This window comes from Actinocatenispora comari (assembly GCF_017312725.1).
Lineage (GTDB): Bacteria > Actinomycetota > Actinomycetes > Mycobacteriales > Micromonosporaceae > Actinocatenispora > Actinocatenispora comari.
In genome coordinates, this window is the sequence record NZ_BOPO01000151.1 from 80,135 (window position 1) to 97,564 (window position 17,430).

At 68.1% G+C, this 17,430-nt stretch carries 14 protein-coding genes; 9 read left to right on the top strand and 5 right to left on the bottom strand.

Annotation, left to right across the window (positions count from 1 at the left end; all coding sequences use genetic code 11):
* Positions 1–1,028 precede the first annotated feature (1,028 nt).
* Positions 1,029–1,943: a hypothetical protein gene (locus tag NUM_RS36765; protein ID WP_207129551.1), complete on the bottom strand. Its 915-nt coding sequence runs from the start codon at positions 1,941–1,943 to the stop codon at positions 1,029–1,031.
* A gap of 293 nt (positions 1,944–2,236) precedes the next feature.
* Between NUM_RS36765 and NUM_RS36770 the strand changes: the two genes are divergently transcribed.
* Positions 2,237–2,518 carry a hypothetical protein gene (locus NUM_RS36770; protein WP_207129552.1) on the top strand — a complete coding sequence of 94 codons (282 nt, stop codon included), beginning with the start codon at positions 2,237–2,239 and terminating at the stop codon, positions 2,516–2,518.
* 241 nt (positions 2,519–2,759) lie between these two features.
* Here the strand turns inward: NUM_RS36770 and NUM_RS36775 are convergent, their stop codons facing one another.
* On the bottom strand, positions 2,760–3,974 hold the full coding sequence (locus NUM_RS36775; RefSeq protein ID WP_207129553.1) for a helix-turn-helix domain-containing protein: 1,215 nt from the start codon (positions 3,972–3,974) through the stop codon (positions 2,760–2,762).
* Between the two features lie 314 nt (positions 3,975–4,288).
* Between NUM_RS36775 and rfbB the strand changes: the two genes are divergently transcribed.
* The 4 genes from rfbB to NUM_RS36795 are packed head-to-tail and all read left to right on the top strand — an operon-like array spanning position 4,289 to position 7,956.
* Positions 4,289–5,302, top strand: coding sequence for a dTDP-glucose 4,6-dehydratase (gene rfbB / locus NUM_RS36780; RefSeq protein ID WP_207129554.1), 1,014 nt, complete (start codon positions 4,289–4,291; stop codon positions 5,300–5,302).
* 37 nt (positions 5,303–5,339) lie between these two features.
* Positions 5,340–6,350 carry an ATP-grasp domain-containing protein gene (locus tag NUM_RS36785; RefSeq protein ID WP_207129555.1) on the top strand — a complete coding sequence of 337 codons (1,011 nt, stop codon included), beginning with the start codon at positions 5,340–5,342 and terminating at the stop codon, positions 6,348–6,350.
* Positions 6,347–7,495 carry a DegT/DnrJ/EryC1/StrS family aminotransferase gene (locus tag NUM_RS36790; protein ID WP_207129556.1) on the top strand — a complete coding sequence of 383 codons (1,149 nt, stop codon included), beginning with the start codon at positions 6,347–6,349 and terminating at the stop codon, positions 7,493–7,495. The genes NUM_RS36785 and NUM_RS36790 overlap by 4 nt, the downstream gene beginning before the upstream one ends.
* Positions 7,492–7,956 (top strand): arsenate reductase/protein-tyrosine-phosphatase family protein, encoded by a 465-nt coding sequence (locus tag NUM_RS36795; RefSeq protein ID WP_207129557.1) that lies wholly within the window; start codon positions 7,492–7,494, stop codon positions 7,954–7,956. Before NUM_RS36790 ends, NUM_RS36795 begins: the two co-directional genes overlap by 4 nt.
* Here the strand turns inward: NUM_RS36795 and NUM_RS36800 are convergent.
* Positions 7,953–9,149 carry a UDP-N-acetylglucosamine--N-acetylmuramyl-(pentapeptide) pyrophosphoryl-undecaprenol N-acetylglucosamine transferase gene (locus NUM_RS36800; protein WP_225919085.1) on the bottom strand — a complete coding sequence of 399 codons (1,197 nt, stop codon included), beginning with the start codon at positions 9,147–9,149 and terminating at the stop codon, positions 7,953–7,955. The two genes, NUM_RS36795 and NUM_RS36800, sit on opposite strands and share 4 nt — an antisense overlap.
* A 282-nt stretch (positions 9,150–9,431) precedes the next feature.
* On the opposite strand from NUM_RS36800, the gene dnaE reads away from it, so the two are divergent.
* Together dnaE and NUM_RS38040 are read left to right on the top strand one after the other, a co-directional pair.
* Positions 9,432–12,974, top strand: a complete 3,543-nt coding sequence (gene dnaE, locus NUM_RS36805; RefSeq protein WP_207129558.1) for a DNA polymerase III subunit alpha — start codon at positions 9,432–9,434, stop codon at positions 12,972–12,974.
* Between the two features lie 5 nt (positions 12,975–12,979).
* Entirely contained in the window at positions 12,980–13,264 is a 285-nt protein-coding gene (locus NUM_RS38040; protein ID WP_225919086.1) for a DUF6300 family protein, read from the top strand.
* 80 nt (positions 13,265–13,344) lie between these two features.
* On the opposite strand, the gene NUM_RS36810 is transcribed toward NUM_RS38040, so the two are convergent.
* Together NUM_RS36810 and NUM_RS36815 are read right to left on the bottom strand one after the other, a co-directional pair.
* On the bottom strand, positions 13,345–14,154 hold the full coding sequence (locus NUM_RS36810; protein ID WP_207129559.1) for an alpha/beta fold hydrolase: 810 nt from the start codon (positions 14,152–14,154) through the stop codon (positions 13,345–13,347).
* Between the two features lie 223 nt (positions 14,155–14,377).
* Positions 14,378–15,862, bottom strand: coding sequence for a peptide deformylase (locus tag NUM_RS36815; protein WP_207129560.1), 1,485 nt, complete (start codon positions 15,860–15,862; stop codon positions 14,378–14,380).
* 118 nt (positions 15,863–15,980) lie between these two features.
* Here NUM_RS36815 and NUM_RS36820 point away from each other — a divergent pair, with 118 nt between their 5' ends.
* Together NUM_RS36820 and NUM_RS36825 are read left to right on the top strand one after the other, a co-directional pair.
* Positions 15,981–16,463 carry a glycine-rich domain-containing protein gene (locus NUM_RS36820; protein ID WP_207129561.1) on the top strand — a complete coding sequence of 161 codons (483 nt, stop codon included), beginning with the start codon at positions 15,981–15,983 and terminating at the stop codon, positions 16,461–16,463.
* A gap of 71 nt (positions 16,464–16,534) precedes the next feature.
* Positions 16,535–17,401 (top strand): hypothetical protein, encoded by an 867-nt coding sequence (locus NUM_RS36825; protein ID WP_207129562.1) that lies wholly within the window; start codon positions 16,535–16,537, stop codon positions 17,399–17,401.
* Positions 17,402–17,430 lie beyond the last annotated feature (29 nt).

Sequence of the window (17,430 nt, forward strand, 5' to 3'; positions counted from 1 at the left end):
ACCCGAACTACCTCACTAGATTTCCTGGCGATTAGATAGACGGACGACAGTGCGACCACGGTCGACGTTGCAAACACCCAAACGTTAAAATTCACGTTTAGGATTTCCGGTAGGTATTTCATCGCTGCGCACCAGGGTTTCCGGCGCAGGTTTTATACCTGGTAACCCTACTGGTCTCGTGTATCAAGTTTCCCCGCGTTAGCATAGGGATAGTCCTTCGAACAGCGCAGCACGCACAGGCGCCGGGAGGGGACGAGGTGGCCCGGGACTTCTACTTGGCAGTGGCGAGTCCCGGGCCGTTTTGTAACCTCACGACGAGGCGTAGGCCGCGTGCTGCTCGACGGCCCCCGCTCACCCCTAAGAGTAGCCTCCTCCGGGCCGCCGAGTGAATGTCGGTGCCGTCAATACAGATCAGCCCCACAATCGGGCCGGCTCGTACTGTAAAACGAGCGCCGAGTCGCGTGAATGGGGTTCAAGAACCGAACGCGATAGGCTGAAACCGAACACGTGTTCGATGAATTGGCGATCGTTCGGCTTCGACCGACACCGTACTGGCGCGGCGGGTACCTGCGGCCGGCGGCCCGTACCGTGGTGGCGTGACGATCCGGGTTGATGCCGCCGCGCATCCACCTGGCCCAGGCTGAGGTTGCGGTGGCGCTGGGCCGGATGCAGGTGGAGCACGACCTCACGGACGTTGAGATGCTAAGGCGGTCGCCGAGTGGCAGACGGCAAGCTGCGGGCGATGCTGTCCAGTCTGCGTACCGATCGGAGACGCGCACACAGCTTGTAGAGGGCGATGTGCTCCTGGAGCTGTCGATCGTCACGTCATCGCACCCCTTCACGAGCTGACCTGCACCACGGCCTGAGCGCGAGCCCCAATACCGCGGTCCGTCGATAGCTCGGCTGGGCCTCTCGCCCTGGCATTGGCTGCAGCACCGTTGGGACACAACCGAATGAGCTGCCGACGCCGGTATGTCGGCGCACCACGAGGCCGGCTCGCCTATGACAGCGGTAGGAGGTCCTGTCCGCTACGGCCGAACTGGCGCGGTAGCAGCGGCGGAGGGTGCTCGGTGTGCTGGTCGTTGGCTCAGGCTGGTGCTGTCGCGCCAAGGGAGATAGTCGAATTCGTCGATGACCTCCTGCACCTGGCTGAGCGCCTGGGCGCCATGCCGGTGGTAGATCCGGCGGTCGAGGCCGTCGGGTCCTTGCTGGTCGGTTACCCAGCCGTCGGGCCCGGCGTCTTCGAGTTTGAGGCGGATCTGGTTCCAGCGGCCCCAGCGGCCTGACCACCAAGACTGGACCAGCTGCGTGGGTGCGATCTCGGCGATCTGGCCGCGCCCGTTAGGTAGCCACACGGTCTTGATCGCCGGCCGGCCCGAGCGGGGTGCGGCGTGGATGGTCAGTTCCCGGCGGGCCAGCCGGCCGCGGCCGTTCGGATAGATGCCGTGCCAGCGGGGCCTGGTGGCCGACAACCGCACCGCCGCCTCGGACCATTGATCCTTCAGGACCAGCAGCACGCAGTTGGCCTGCCTCACGCGGGTCTGCAGCCGCATGCGTATCCGCTGCGTCAGCGGCGCGGTTGGCCGGGTCACCACCATGCGCATCCCGTCGGCCAGGGCCGACACAACCGCCGCCCACCGCGGGCCAGGATCGGGTACCAGCACGGTGCGCTCGGCCGCCACCCCCAACTGCTGCGCGGCGACCACACCCCAGTGCGGGATCCCGACCACGGCGACCCATCCGCCGTGGTCGGTACCGGCCGCCGCGAGGCTCATCACCAACGACAGTGACCCGATGCCGCCGGTGATCGCTGTCGCCCGCTGCCGTGACAGCCCGCCGGGAAGCAGCGACCGCAGCGGCCCCGGCACCGACAGGCCGCCCATGATCCCACGCTCGATCTGCCGGTCGTCGATGAGTTTGCGCAGCTCAGCGACGTCAGCCATGACTCAGATCATCGAACGTGTGTTCGAGTTCGTCAACCTAGCCCGCCCGGACGAGTCGATCACATCGACGAGCCGTTGTCGGCGTTGTCCCGCTGGTGGGGGCCGCAGGCGTCGCACGATGCGGGGAGCCGGGAGTCTTCGACAGCTTCGCTCGGCTCGTGGGCGTGCTGTAGCGCTCGCGGGTGACGCGCTGGACGTGGACTTCGAACGTGTGTTCGTATAGGTCAATGGTGGGGACGTTGTGGCCGGACGGGGTGCCCTGGGATCGCGTGGTAGCACCACGGCGGCGGTGGATGCGGCGCGGCAGGCCCTGGGAGGCCGAGTTCATCAACCTCGACGAGCTGTCCGGCGAGGGTGGGCGTTGGCGGGTGAACTGGACCGGTCGCACTGCCCGTCGTGGTGATCTGGTGTACGAGGCGCTCGACGAGGCGTTGGACACCGTCCAGTGGGTCATCGAGCAGGGCGGCGACTGGGTCGAGGTCGACCCGAGCGACGCGCGTCGGGTGATCGATGACTGCGAGTTGGGCCCCGAGGTGCGTGAGGAAGTGACCCCGCTGCCACGATCGGGGCCGTGATCGGCGGATGCGGGGGCCAGATCGCCGGCGCTCACCGATCAGCTGCAGCCCGAACCGGGCCGCTGCCTGCTCCAGATTGCTGCGCATCCATGCTGTGAACGTCTCGTCGGACGACTCGACGGGCAACACTGGGCGGGTCACGACAACGCCTGCCTATCGATCGGATGCCGCAGATGCGCCTGCGGCGTGGCCAGTCGGCGAGGACAGCTCGACGACTGCGCGCCGGCGTGGCGCGTGGGAGCTACGCGACGTTGAGGTGCGCGGCGAGGGCGGCAAGTTGGTCGGACGGCCGGTTCGATCGGGTGAGTTGGTCGCGGACCACGGTGTGGCCCAAGGGGTGTAGCCGTATCCATTCCGGGGCGAGCGTGCGGGCTTGGGCCAGTAGAGCGACGGCTTGGTCGCCGCGTCCGAGTTCGGAGCAGGCGTAGGCGACGTTGAGCCGGTATCGGGCTTCCCAGGTGCGGGGCAGTTGGCCGCCGATCGCGTCGGGTACTCGCTCGGCGGCAGTGATCGCGGTGTCCAGGTCGCCGGCTTCCGCGGCGTTGCATGCTGCGTACATACCGACGACTCGTGGCCCGAACACGGCCCAGTGGTCGATGCCGTCGATGCCGTGGCGCGACGCGGCGGCGCGGGCGACTGATAGGTGATCGGCGGCGCGTTCGGTGGCCCCTGCTCGGACTGCTGCGCAGGACGCGTTGATCATCAAGTTGCCGAAGGTGGCCATCTCGGCGCGTGAGCCGTGGGTGAACGACGGCTCGGCGCGTTCGGCGGCGGAGACGGCGAGGGCTTCGCTGTCGTCGTAGCGGCCCTGCTTGAGCAGGATCCAGGAGCCGAAGATCGCGCCGGCGGCCACCGCCAGCGGAGAGGCTGCGCGTCTTCCGGCCGCGGCGGCACGTTCGACGGCGGTGAGTGCCAGGTCGGAGTGGCCGCGCATGACGGCGATGCCCGCGGCGGCGGAGAAGCAGTACGACAGCAGTCGCCACGCGTGGTCCGGATCGTTTTCGGCGTGCGCGGCGCGACGCGCATCTCCGATCAGGGTGGGTAACTGGTGCAGCACTGTGGTGAACTCGCCACGTTGGTAGCTGCTCCAGGCGGCGTCGACGCTTGTTGCGATCTGTTCGGTGGGCGTGGTCTCTTCTGGCTCGACCAGGGTGTCTCCCAGGAGATCATCGGTGCCCGTCAGCGCTCGACGAAGTTCCACCAGGTCGCTGCCGCCGGCCGTGTCGCCTGGTTCGGCCAGTAGGGCGGGAGGAGTGACCAGGCTGGGCAGAGCAACTCCGAGGGCGTTGGCCAGTCGTTGCAGGGTGGCCCACCGGGCGCCGGCCTTGCGGTGTTGTTCGAGCCCGGTGATCACTCCGACCGAGACGTTGGAGGCAGCGGCGAGTTGTTCTTGGGTGAGGCCCCGGGCGTGGCGGAGCCGGGCGAGGTTGTCGCCGATCGGTGATTCGGACGCCATCGGGTACTCCCTGCGGGTGAGACTTCCCTTTCACGGTACTGGTGTCTGCTACGCCCGTCATCTTCCACGTGCCCTCTACGGCGCTGCTCTACCACGTTTCGTGGTAGTCGTCCTGCCTGGTCCGTGGCCGGTGTAACCGGGCTGAGTGCTTGCTCAGCCATCCGCTGCATGGCTGCGCTGTTCTGTGCCTTCCGTCTTCGTTTGTTCTGTCTGATGCTGATTGGGTCATCGGGGCACGTAACGGCCGCACCGGCGGCGAACGCCGGGCGCCGAGCGTCCCCAGCCCTCCACCAGCGCCGGACGGGGATCTGATCATGGAGAAGGTACTGGTCACAGGCGGAGCCGGATTCATCGGATCGCACCTGGTGAAACGGTTGCTGCGCCAGGCCGATGTCGGGGCGGTCACCGTGCTCGACGCGTTGACCTACGCCGGGCACATCGAGAATCTGGGCGAGGCGATGCTGCGCCCCGAACTGCAGTTCGTGCAGGGCAACATCCTGGACACCAGCCTGGTGCGCGAGCTGATGGGACGGCACACCAGCGTGGTGCACTTGGCGGCCGAGTCGCACGTGGATCGCTCGTTCTTCCACGCCGGGGCGTTCTTGTCGACCAACGTGCTGGGCACCCACACGCTGCTGGACGCTGCGCGCCAAGCGCAGATTCGCAAGTTCGTGCACGTCTCGACCGACGAGGTGTACGGGTCACTGCCGACAAGCTCGGCCCGGGAGAGCGACCCGCTGCGGCCCAGTGTGCCGTATGCCGCGTCGAAGGCCGCGAGTGACCTGGTGGCCCTGTCGTACTTCCACACCTACGGCGTTCCGGTGTGCGTCACTCGCTCATCCAACAACTACGGACCGGGCCAACACCCGGAGAAGATCATCCCGAGGTTCGTCACCCGTCTGCTCAAGGGCGAGTCGGTCACGGTGCACGGGCGTGGCGAGCATGTGCGCAACTGGCTGCATGTCGACGACAACTGCCGTGGCATTGAGCTGGTGTGGCGCAACGGGGTTGCCGGCGAGATCTACAACATCGGCGGTGGCACAGATCTGACCAACCGGGACCTGACGGCGACGCTGCTGGAGCTGTGCGGGGCGGGCTGGGATCAGGTCGACTACGTGTCAGATCGGCGTGCCAACGATCTGCGGTACTCGATGGACTGGACCAAGGCCGCCCGCGAGCTCGGCTACCGGCCGCAGCGCCCGTTCGCCGACGGGCTGCGCGAAACGATCGACTGGTACCAGCGCAACACCGACCGGTGGGCGCCGCTGCTTCGCAACCCGGCGGCGGCGCTGCCGGAGGTTGTGCTGGCCGCGCAGGCAGGGCAGTGACATGCCCGCCAGGTTGAGTCGCGGTCGCGCACCGCGTGTGCTGGTCACCGGTGTGGGCGGGGCGCCCGGCTTTGATCTGGCGCGTAGCCTCGCCCGGCTGGGCTGTCACGTGATCGCCGTGGATGCGGACCCTCTCGCCGCCGGCCTCCATCTCCCCGGGGTGAGCGCGCGGGTAGCGGCCCGGGCACACGACTCTGGCTATCCGCAGTCGATGCTGGCCATTTGCGATTCGCTGCGGCCCGACGTGCTGATGTCCACGGTGGAACAGGAGCTGAACGCGCTGATCGCGATGCGTGCCCCACTTGCCGATCGCGGTGTCCAGACCTGGCTTCCAAGCCCCGCCGCAGTCGAGGCGTGCATCGACAAGGCTGTGTTCGCGCGTGTACTGGCCCACGCCGGTGTGCCGAGCCCGGCGACATTCCTGCCTGAGCATCTCGACAAGGTTCCGCCGGGGCCGTTGGTAGTCAAGCCCCGATTCGGGCAAGGCGGCAAAGACGTGTATCGGTGCACGACCCGCAGACAGGCGCAGATGCTGTGCGAGCTGGTGGATCGACCGATCGTCCAACCACGGCTGGTCGGATGGGAGTTCACCGCCGACTGTCTGGTTGACCACGACCACCGGGCCTCGGTGATCCTTCGGCGCCGGCTGCTGGTCAAAGGTGGCCTGTCGATGGTCTCAGAGACGTTCGACGACCGGGAGGTCGAGGCCCGGGTGATCGAAGCGCTGGCAGCAACCGGGATCGTCGGCGCATGTTGCGTGCAGGGGTTCTGCTGTCCTTCAGACACCAGCCAGCCGCGCGTGGTCATCACCGAAGCCAACGCCCGTGTGGCCGGCGGCTTCCCCCTGGCCGAAGCGGCCGGCGCCGACCTGGTCGGGCAAACGCTCAACGCGCACCTGGGCCGCCCCGTGGACCACGGCCGGTTGACCTACCAGCCGGGCGTCCGGCTGACCAAGTACGTCGAGACGCTGACCTGCCGCACGTCCGAGCCCGCGCACCTCGACATGCGCAACATCCGTACCGCGCGACCGGGAGGAGGGGTCCAATGAGTAAGCCCCACACACTGTCGGAGCCGGCATCGGTCAACGCGCGCCCGGATCTGACCGAGTCTGATTACGCTGCGGCGAGTGCTGCGCTGCGGGCGGGACAGTTCGGCCACGGCGCCGCGACCGACCAGTTCGAGCGGTCCGTCGCCGCCCACCTCGGCGTTGATGATGTCGTGGCCGTGTCGTCCGGCACCGCGGCACTGCAGATCGCGCTGACCGTGGCCGGCATCCACCGCGGCGACGAGGTGATCGTGCCGTCGATGACCTACTGCGCCAGCATCCACGCGATCCTGGCCGGCGGCGCCCGCCCCCGCTTCATCGAGGTCGACCCGACCACCCTGTGCGTCACCGCCGAGACCGTGGTCGAGGCGCTCACGACACGCACCAGAGCGGTCATGCCAGTACTGTACGGGGGCCGGGCGGTCGATCTGGCCGCGATCCACCAGCTACTTGATGCTCGCGGTATCAGTGTGGTCGAAGACGCCGCCCACGCGTTCGGATCGTCAGTAGGCACCAGGTTGGTGGGAACCGCCGGGTTGCTGACCTGCTTCAGCTTCGGCCCGATCAAGAACCTGACCTGTATCGAGGGCGGCGCGATCGTGCCGCGCACCCCCAGCGAGGCCGCCGCGGCCCGGCGGCTACGGGCGCTGGGTATCGCCGCTTCGCAGGCCCACCGCATCGCGACCACCACCTACACCGTCGACAGCGCAGGACTGCGCGCCACGATGTCGGCCGTGCACGCGGCCGTCGGTTGCTCGCAGTTGGAACGCTTCGCGCGAAGTGCTGCGCACCGCCGGGAGCTCTGGCGTACCTACCGCGATCAGCTCCACGGACTCGACGGCGTGAAACTAATCGACGTCGACGTCGAGAATTCCGTGCCATTCAACTGCGTCGTGCGCGTTCACCGCGGCGCGCGCGATCGCCTCCACACCCGCATGCGTGACAACGGCATCGGAGTGGGTGTGCACTACCCGCCCAACCATCTGCAACCGGCATTTCGACGCTGGCATCGACCGCTCCCCGTGACCGAACGGGTTGGTCGGGAGATCTTGAGCCTCCCCTTCCACCCGGCGATGACCGCCCTCGACGTCGAGCACGTGGTGTGCCAGCTGCGCGGCGCGCTCGACAGCGAGGGGAGCACACGATGACCCGGCCGCCGCAACTTCCAGACAGCGCCGTCCGGAGTCGACGGGTGCTGGTGGTGTGCCTCGGCAACCACTGCCGATCCCCGCTGGCCGCAGCCGTTCTGGAAAGCGCCGGCTGCCCGGCGCGCTCCGCTGGTCTCGCCAGCAAGCATGTTGGCCGGACCGCCCACCCGGCCATGATCGCCGCCGCGGCCCGGCACGGCTACGACCTCCGCAGCCACCGGGGCGTGCAGGTCAGCACGTCGCTGCTCGACTGGGCCGACCTGATCCTCGCCATGGACCGGACGGTGCTAACGGCACTCCACCAGATACGTTCCTCCGGCGCCGGCCGACTGGATCTCTACCTTGGCGGGCACGATGTCCCTGACCCGTGGGGACAGCCCGAGGCCGCGTTCGAAGCGTGCGCCGAGCTAATTGTCGCCGGAGCGGCCAGGCATCTGGACCCGGCACCCAACTTCGGCTAGCGGCTGGCCCGGGCAGCGTCGAGGACCACCTCCACCAGCCGGTCCGCGGCGTCTGGCTGACCGTGCTGCCGCGCCTTCGTCGCCAGCGCGTCGCGGCGACCGGCATCGTCGAGCAACGGCGCCAGCGCCGCCTGGAGACCCCGCGGGGTCACCTCGGCGTCCAGCAGCGCCACCGCGGCGCCCTGCTCGCTCAGGTACCGGGCATTGTGCGCCTGCTCAGCGCCTGCCGCCGAGGCATAGGGCACCAGCACCGACGCCTTCCCCAAGGCGGTCAGCTCCGCGATCGTGCCCGCGCCGCTGCGCGAGACCACCACATCAGCCAACGCCAGCACATCCGGCAACTCCGCGCCCATATAGCCGACCAGCACGTACTGACCCGGGCCGGCGTGCTGCCCGATGCCCGCGTCGCGGAGTGCGTCAAGGTTGGCGGGGCCGCACTGGTGGATGACGTTCGCCCGTCCCAGAAGCCACGGCAGAAGCTCACCGACCAACGTGTTGATCTGCACCGCGCCCTGCGCGCCGCCGGTGACGTATACCGTCGGCAGGCTCCGATCATAGGCAGCCAAGGACAACGTTTCGATTGCCTTCTCCGGCCGCCCGGACAAGATCTCTGGCCGCACCGGGTTACCGGTCACCACCGACGCGCGGCGAACCTCGTCGGGCAGCAGGTCCAGCGTTGCCGGAGAGGACACCGCCATCCGTGCGCCGCCCGCCCGCACCAGCACCTTGTTCGCCAGACCCAGCCGCACGGTCTGCTCATGCGCCACTAGCGGCCGATGACACAAACGAGCCGCCATCCCGACGGGGATCGCCACGAACCCGCCGGTCGTGAGCACCACATCCGCAGCGAAACGGGTGAGGATGCCACGAGCCTGCATCACCCCGCGAGAAGCGCGCCCCATATCGGCCACGTTGGTGGGTGACAACATCTTCAACGGATTGCTCGACCGGCGCACCTTGCCCGTCGACACCGCCTCGAACTGGATCCCCTCGCTGGCAGCGACCCGAGCCTCCAGGCTGTCGGCCGTGCCGACCCACAGCACCTCCAGCCCACGCCCCACCGCGGCAAGACGCGCCTGCAACGCACGGATCGTGGTCAAGGCCGGATACGTATGCCCTCCGGTACCGCCGCCGCCAACCGCCAACCGCAGAGGCGTGACCGACCCGTCCATATCGACCGCTGCGCTGCTCATCCAGGCAAGCTAGCAGCGGGCACACACCGCCTGTCATCGAGCCTGTCAGAACACCATCGTAACTGTCCGTGCATGAGCTCGTGGACCAGCCGCCCGACCTCATGACCTGACAACCCCTGCCGCCGCCGAGAGCAACCATGCCTTCCTGACCTGCCCAAACATGCGAACAGCGCTCGATGGAGTGGCGGGGCCCGAGACGCCGGCATGGCACTCACCGGCTACCCGATGGGCGGGCTAGCGTGAAGCAACCACACCCGCCAACAGTCGAGGGAGACCCGCACCGTGACCGACTCGTTCACGCATCTGCACGTGCATACCGAGTACTCGATGCTGGACGGAGCGGCGCGGTTGAAGCCGTTGTTGGCGGAGGTGCAGCGGCACGGTATGGATGCGATCGCGATGACCGATCACGGGAACATGTTCGGCGGGTACGCGTTCTATCAGGAGGCGACCAAGGCCGGCGTGAAGCCGATCTTGGGGATCGAGGCGTATCTGGCGCCGGGGGACCGCTCGTACAAGCAGCCGGTGCGGTGGGGTCGGCCGGATCAGCGTGGCGATGATGTGTCGGGTGGCGGCGCGTACACGCACATGACGATGTGGGCGGAGAACGCGACCGGGTTGCGGAACCTGTTCACGCTGTCGAGCCGGGCCTCGATCGAGGGCTACTACTACAAGCCGCGGATGGACACCGAACTGCTGTCGGGCCGCACCGAGGGGATCCTCGCCACGACCGGCTGCCCGTCGGGGGAGGTCCAGACCCGGCTGCGGCTCGGGCAGCCCGATGAGGCGCTGGCGGCGGCGGCCCGGTACCAGGACATCTTCGGCAAGGACAACTTCTTTCTGGAGTTGATGGATCACGGCCTGGACATCGAGAAGCGGGTCCGGGAAGGGCTGCTCGATATCGGTAAGAGGTTGAGCCTGCGGCCGGTGGTCACCAACGACTCGCACTACGTGGCGCCGGAGGACGCGACGGCGCATGAGGCGCTGTTGTGTGTGCAGTCCAACTCGACCCTGGATGATCCGAACCGGTTCCGGTTGGAGGGCGGCGGCTACTACATCAAGTCCCCCGCCGAGATGCGGCAGCTGTGGGACTCGCAGCTGCCCGGGGCGTGTGACACGACCTTGTGGATCGCCGAGCGGGTCGGCTCCTACGCCGAGGTGTTCGATCACCACGACCGGATGCCCGTGTTCGAGGTGCCGGAGAGTCACGACGCGTCGAGCTGGTTGAAGCACGAGGTGTATGAGGGTCTGAAGTGGCGCTACCCGAACGGGGTGCCGGCCGACCGGCAGGAACGCGCTGACTTCGAACTGTCGGTCATCGACAACATGGGCTTCCCCGGCTACTTCCTCGTGGTCGCCGACCTGATCAACCACGCCCGCAAGGTCGGCATCGGGGTCGGCCCCGGCCGCGGCTCGGCCGTGGGGTCGCTGGTCGCGTACGCGTTGGGCATCACGGCGCTGGACCCGATCCCGTTGGGGTTGCTGTTCGAGCGGTTCCTCAACCCGGAGCGGATCTCGATGCCGGATATCGATCTGGACTTCGACGATCGCCGGCGCGGGGAGATGATCGAGTACTCGGTCAACAAGTACGGCGCGGACAAGATCGCGCAGGTGATCACGTTCGGCACGATCAAAACCAAGGCCGCGCTCAAGGACTCGGCCCGTATCCATCTCGGCCAGCCCGGCTTCTCGATCGCGGACAAGATCTCCAAGGCGTTGCCGCCGCCGGTCGCGGCGAAAGACATCCCCCTGGCGGGGATCGTGGACCCGAAGCATGAGCGGTATGCCGAGGCGGTCGAGGTCCGCACGCTGATCGAGACCGACCCGCAGGTCGCGAAGATCTTCGAGACCGCCCGCGGGCTGGAGGGCCTGATCCGCCAGCCTGGCGTGCATGCCTGTGCGGTGATCATGTCGTCTGAGCCGGTGATCGACTCCGTGCCGATCTGGGCGCGTCCGCAGGACGGGTCGATCATCACCGGTTTCGACTACCCGTCGTGTGAGTCGATGGGTCTGTTGAAGATGGACTTCCTCGGCCTGCGGAACCTGACGGTCATCGGTGATGCGATCGCGAACATCCACACCAACCGCGGCGTCGACATCGACCTCGACACCCTCAGCCTGGACGATGCGAACGCGTATGCGTTGATGGCCCGGGGTGACACGCTCGGGGTGTTCCAGCTCGACGGCGGCGGGATGCGGGCGCTGCTGCAGCGGATGGGCCCGACCGGGTTCGCCGACGCCACCGCCGCGATCGCCCTGTACCGGCCCGGTCCGATGGCGGTCAACGCGCACCTCAACTATGCCGACCGTAAGAACGGCAAGCAGGACAAGACCCCGATCCACCCCGAGCTCGAGGCGGACCTGGAGGAGATCCTGGCCGAGACCCACGGCCTGATCGTCTACCAGGAACAGATCATGCTGATCGCCCGCAAGCTGGCCGGGTTCACCATGGGCGGCGCGGACATCCTGCGTAAGGCGATGGGCAAGAAGAAGAAGGAGGTGCTGGAGGAGCAGTTCACCGCCTTCCACAAGGGGATGCTCGGCAACGGGTTCTCCGACGAGTCGATCCAGACGCTGTGGGACACGATCCTTCCCTTCGCCGGGTACGCGTTCAACAAGTCGCATGCCGCTGGCTACGCGATGGTGTCGTACTGGACCGCCTACCTGAAGGCCAACTACCCCGCCGAGTACATGGCCGCCCTGCTGACCTCCGTCGGGGACTCGAAAGACAAGATGGCCATCTACCTGGCCGAGTGCCGCAAGATGGGCATCCGGGTGCTGCTGCCGGATGTCAACGACTCCGACAACTACTTCACCGCCGTCGGCGACGACATCCGCTTCGGGCTCGGGGCGATCCGCAACGTCGGCGCCAACGTCGTCGCGTCGATCATCAAGACCCGCACGGAGAAGGGCGCCTACAGCTCGTTCACCGACTTCATGTCCAAGATCGAACTACCGGTCTGCAACAAGCGGGTCATCGAATCGCTGGCCAAGGCCGGGGCGTTCGACTCTCTTGGTCACTCACGGCGGCCGATCATCCAGGAACACGAGACCGTGGTCGAAGCCATGACCGGCGTCAAGCGCAGCGAGGCCAACGGCCAGTTCGACCTGTTCGGCGCGATGCCCGACGCGGCCAGCGACAAGGTCGTCGGGATGGACATCGACCTGACCGGCGACGAATGGCCCCGCAAGACAGTTCTGGAGTTCGAACGCGAGATGCTCGGCCTGTACGTGTCCGGGCACCCGCTGGACGGCGCCGAACGGGTGCTGCGCAAGAACTCCGAGAACCGCATCGCCGACATCGTCGGCAGCGAGGACACCCCTGACGGGCAGCAGGTCACCATCGCAGGGATCATCACCAGCCTGGAGCGAAGGGTCACCAAGCAGGGCAACGCCTGGGCCAAGGCCACCGTGGAAGATCTCGACGCCGCGGTCGAGGTGCTGTTCTTCCCCAAAACCTACGAACTGGTCGGCCAATACCTTGCCCCCGACCTGACCATCGCGGTCAAAGGTCGGGTCAACCGCCGCGACCAAGAGATCAGCGTCGTGGCGATGGACATGCGCACCTTGGAGATCACCGACGCCGACCTCGCCGCCGAAACCGCCGTCACCGTCGCCATCCCGGCCGAGAAGGTCGACACCGACCTTGTCGGCGAGCTCAAACGCACCCTGCTCAACAACCGCGGCGAGACCGCCGTCCGCATCAAGCTCGTCGGCCGCGAACGCAACCACCTCCTCGCCCTCGACGACGCTCTCCGCGTGACCCCCGGGCCGGGCCTGGTCTCCGAGCTGAAAAGCCTGCTCGGCGCGGGCTGCCTGGAGTAGAACGCATGGGTCGACCGGTCGAGATCGACACCCGCAGCCCGGGCCGCTGCCACCGCTGCAGCAGCCCGGCCCTGCTACGCATCGAAGTACCCGACCCCGACTGGCCAGGAGGCGCCGCGCGGCGGGTGCTGGTGTTGTGCCCGCTGTGCCATGACCACGACCCTCACTCCGATGGCCTGCGCGCCTTCTTCGCGCTGCACTCCACGCTAACCGTTGACAACGCTGACGAATTCGGCGCCCTAATCGACCAGTGGATCACGCAAGACTCGAACCTCCGACCTATGGAGTAAGAGTCCGCCGTGCCCGGAGAATGAGTGACCGCCAGTGAAACGAGACAATGTGGCTGCCCGGCGCGGTGGATGGGTGACGGTTACCTAATCGTCGCTTCCAGCGCGGCGACGTCTTCGATCGTCACCTCAACCGACCTCTGGCCGTCTCGCACGCATTGCACAACCTGGGAGATCGCGTACCCAACAAGCGACGGCGCATCATGCTGCATTTGGTGCCCGGCGGTTTCTGCGACCAGCCGCGGCGCGCCCCAGCGTGTTGCGAGGTCAGAGTGCCAGGCGTGCCACCGGTTGTCCTCGTCAGCGGAGATGTAGTCCGGCCAGCCAGGCGCTCGCGAAAGCACGACCGCCGGGACGCCGGGGACCACGGCCGTGGCAACCAGGCCAGCGTCGGTGTCGACGTCGATCGGGTTGCCGGTGCGATCGTCGCCGTCGATCTTCGGTTCTGTCCCTCGCCCACCGAGATCCATGTGCGGAAAGCTCGGGTCCACCAGCACGATCCCCGCGACCATGCCGGGTCGGCGCTGCGTGTATGCCAACGCGATCAGCCCGCCGAGCGAGTGTCCTACCAGCACGTATGGGCCGACTGCTGGTGATGCTTCGAGAGTGGCGTCAAGTTCTGCGGCGAATGCGCTGTATGGCATGGGCTCGTGATGTCGGCGCGGGTCCGCTCCGCCACAACTTGGCCGGTTGAACGACCAGATGGCCGCGCGGGTCGAGGGCAGCGCGTCGCCCCAGTCGACCGAGGTTTGCCCCATGGCTGGCACCACCACCACTGTTGGAGCGGTGCCCGCGCGGAACTGGCCGGCGGTGGTGACTCCATCGTCGAGGTAGCGGAAATCGACCAGGCCGGTCGGCCGGTGGGCGCCGGCTCGGGCGTGTGCTGTCGTCATCGCACCAGGATGGCGCACTCGCGTCGAAGGTCGGACTCACGGTATGCGCTCCTTGCTGAGGCCGACAGGGGCCATGAACGCGCAAGTTAGGGCAGAGCTGGCCCAGCGCGTCGCGCCGACGCGGACTACCGGCTGGCTGGCCTGGATGTGGGGCAGGCGAGGAAGGGCTTCACGTACCAGTTCGCGTCCCAGTAAGTCCATCGACCGGAGCACGACGGCAGCGTCAGGGCCGCGGCTGGTAGCTCCATGCCTGGCCGGTGCCGTGGTATTGCTCGACGGGGATGGGTGAGGTGCCTGGCGGCATCCGATCGAGGTAGAGGTGGCCGTGTAGGTGGTCGATTTCGTGTGCGACCAGGCGGGCCACTCCGTGCTCGTACTGGGTGATGTGCCGGCGGCCGTCGATGTCGGTGTGTTCGACCTGGATGCTCAGGGGTCGAGGAACTTGGCCGCGTACGTCGAAGAAGCTCAGGCAGCCTTCGTACTGGGTGTCGGTGTGTTCGCTTTCCTCGATGATGGTGGGGTTGAGCAGGGTGATCTCGTCGCCGGCTGCGGTGCGTACGACCGCGGCGGCGCGGCCGACTCCGATCTGTGGGGCGGCGATGCCCATGCCCTTGGCGAATTGGTGGACAGCACCGACTCGGGCCATCACCGATCGCAGCTCGGCGATCAGCCGGCGGGCGTCGTCGGCCTCGGCCGGTAGGTCGAACCGGCGGGCTGGCTGGGTCAGCAGCCGGTGTCCCTGCTGCAACACCCCAAGCGCGGCCATCCGCTCACTCGGCCGGCGGCCGGGGTCTTCGCCGTGGTCGGGGATCGTCCACTCCAGCCGGTACCGGGCGTGCAGCGGCGGGTCAGTGGTCGACCACCGGTACACGGCAGCCTCGCCATCGACCGTCTCGGCGATCGGGGTCGGCAGCGGGGACGATTCCGCCGCCATTGAGGTGTGCAACCCCCACACAGTCGGGCGCAGCGCGGCCGGGAACACCAGCTGCACCGACAGCCGGCGGGTGGGCAGCCGCACCGCGCGTTGGAACCAGTGTCCCCATTGCCGTTGCGGCACCGTGTACGTGTACTCGATGACGGTTTCCTGTCCGGGGTAGAGCGGGAACCGGCTGCCGTCGTCGGCGGCCAGTTCCAGCCAGACCTCTTTGACCGCGTCGCGGTCGACCTTGACGTGCCAGCGCATCGGCTGGCCACGGTGCTCGCCATGCCAGGCGTGCAGGTCGATGTCCTCCCAGCGCAGCGGATCTTCCCGGTAGAGCAAGTTGGAGCGTTGCGCGTCGCCGGGGTAGCGGTCGACGGAGATCCGGATCAGGTACCGGGTGATCGGTTTGGTCCCGACGTTGCGGATTCGGCGGCGCATCGTGGCCCGGTAGCGTCCCGGCTCCGGCTGGTAGATCAGCTCGGCGTCGTCGTCGAGCACCAGCAGCCCGGCCGCCCCGACGTCCGGGTTTCCGCCGTCGCCGGCGTGAACGGACCCGCCGCGGCGGTCCGCGAACTGCTCCTGCCACGCCGCCAGCAGCGCACCATCGGCGTGCAGCGCCTGGTCGGCCTTGACCGCGAACTCCTGCGACGGCACCTCCCCGCCGGTCTCCACTTTGGACACGTACGAGCGGCCGTAGCCCATCAATGCGCCCAGCGCGACCTGCGAAAGGCTGGCCACGTCCCGGCGGCGGCGAAGCTCGGCCACGAACCCGTCCTGTGCTGGCATCTGGCGAGTGCCTTTCGGGAGTGAGAGAGGAGTGAGTAGGTGGCCACGGTACCGTCACCCCCGGTACACGCGGTGTCCTACCGGTACAACCACGACCCACCCGTACCGGAGGTACCCGATGACCACCGCAGTCCACGAGACAACTCCCGCACGCGAGCTGGTGCCCTCCCCGCTGTTCGACCGCCTGGTCCGTCGCATCGTCACCGACCACGGGCTGGACCGGCCGATGGCCGAGCGGATCATGACCGAGGCGCTGGCGTTCCTGCGCGCGTGCGCAATCACCGACCGGCCGCTGTCCCCGAGCCTGTTGGTCGACATCGGCTGGCACACGTTCATCCTGTACACCGAGCCGTACGCGCAGTTCTGTGAGCGTGTCGCGGGCCGGTTCCTGCACCACGTGCCCGACGACGAGACCGACGCCGACACCCCGGGCGACGACCAGGCCGGCCACCAGGTGCTGCGCGAGGCCATCGCCGCGCTGACTGCCACCGGGCACCGGGTGGACGTCGAGCTGTGGGCCCCGGTCGCGGCCCGCTGCAACGGTGGTGGCGGCGGCAAGTGCCACCAGTGTCACGCCGGCTGCTACAACTCGCCCCGGTAGCCAACACCCACCCACGTCCCGGGCTCCGGGCGCCCGCGGCCCGGGACATCGACCAGGAGGACACGAAAACGATGGTGACGTGGCAGCAGCTGCCCGACCCGGTACGGGCCGCGGTACAGGCCCACACTGGCCCAATTGCCGCGGTGCACGCGGTGGCAGACGGGGCGAGCTCTGACCTGACCGTCACCCTGCACACCGTCTCCGGACTCGTGTTCTGCAAGGGCGTCCGCGACGGCCACCGGCTGGCCCGGATGCACCACACCGAAGCGCGGGCCGCCGCGGCCGGCGCCGGCCCCACGCTGCGCTGGCAGGTCGACACCGACGGCTGGCTGCTGCTCGGCCTCGAACACCTCCCCGGCCGGCACGCCGAGCTGCAACCCGGCTCCGCCGACCTGTCCCGGTTGGCCCGCGCCCTCGCCGACACCGCGGACCGCTTGACACCAAGCCCCCTGGACCCGGTGCAGCCGCTGGCCGCACGCTGGGCGCACCCGCTCGGCTGGGCACAGCTGGCCGACCAGCCGCCGGGATGGCTGGACGAGTGGACCCGCGACCATCTGAAGCAGCTGACCGAGGTCGAACGGGCCGCACCTGCACTGGTCGACGGCGACACCCTGGCCCACACCGACCCCGCCCCACAGAACTGGCTGGTCGACGCGCAGCGGGCCCGGCTGGTCGACTGGGCGTGGCCGGCCCGGGCCGCGGCCTGGATCGACACCGCGCTGCTGGTCGTACGCCTCATCGATGCGGGACACAGCGTCGGGCAGGCCGAGCAGTGGGCCCGCACGGTCGCGGTCTACGCAGACGCCCCCGGTACATCGCTCACCGCCGCGGCCGTGGCGATCTCCGGGCTCTGGACACTGCGCGCCGGCCCCGCCGGCCGCCAACACGAGCTGGCCGTCGCCGCCCAACGATGGGCCCATCACCGGCTGACTACCTGACACAGATTGTCCGTTCGCCACCGGAGCGA

What these genes read in the sequence shown, in the direction of transcription:
- NUM_RS36820 (WP_207129561.1), top strand. Translation starts at nt 15,981, where the DNA reads ATGACCACCGCAGTCCACGAGACAACTCCCGCACGCGAGCTGGTGCCC.
- rfbB (WP_207129554.1), top strand. Translation starts at nt 4,289, where the DNA reads ATGGAGAAGGTACTGGTCACAGGCGGAGCCGGATTCATCGGATCGCAC.
- NUM_RS36825 (WP_207129562.1), top strand. Translation starts at nt 16,535, where the DNA reads ATGGTGACGTGGCAGCAGCTGCCCGACCCGGTACGGGCCGCGGTACAG.
- NUM_RS36770 (WP_207129552.1), top strand. Translation starts at nt 2,237, where the DNA reads ATGCGGCGCGGCAGGCCCTGGGAGGCCGAGTTCATCAACCTCGACGAG.
- NUM_RS36765 (WP_207129551.1), bottom strand. Translation starts at nt 1,943, where the DNA reads ATGGCTGACGTCGCTGAGCTGCGCAAACTCATCGACGACCGGCAGATC.
- NUM_RS36795 (WP_207129557.1), top strand. Translation starts at nt 7,492, where the DNA reads ATGACCCGGCCGCCGCAACTTCCAGACAGCGCCGTCCGGAGTCGACGG.
- NUM_RS36800 (WP_225919085.1), bottom strand. Translation starts at nt 9,149, where the DNA reads ATGAGCAGCGCAGCGGTCGATATGGACGGGTCGGTCACGCCTCTGCGG.
- NUM_RS36810 (WP_207129559.1), bottom strand. Translation starts at nt 14,154, where the DNA reads ATGACGACAGCACACGCCCGAGCCGGCGCCCACCGGCCGACCGGCCTG.
- NUM_RS36775 (WP_207129553.1), bottom strand. Translation starts at nt 3,974, where the DNA reads ATGGCGTCCGAATCACCGATCGGCGACAACCTCGCCCGGCTCCGCCAC.
- NUM_RS36815 (WP_207129560.1), bottom strand. Translation starts at nt 15,862, where the DNA reads ATGCCAGCACAGGACGGGTTCGTGGCCGAGCTTCGCCGCCGCCGGGAC.
- NUM_RS38040 (WP_225919086.1), top strand. Translation starts at nt 12,980, where the DNA reads ATGGGTCGACCGGTCGAGATCGACACCCGCAGCCCGGGCCGCTGCCAC.
- NUM_RS36790 (WP_207129556.1), top strand. Translation starts at nt 6,347, where the DNA reads ATGAGTAAGCCCCACACACTGTCGGAGCCGGCATCGGTCAACGCGCGC.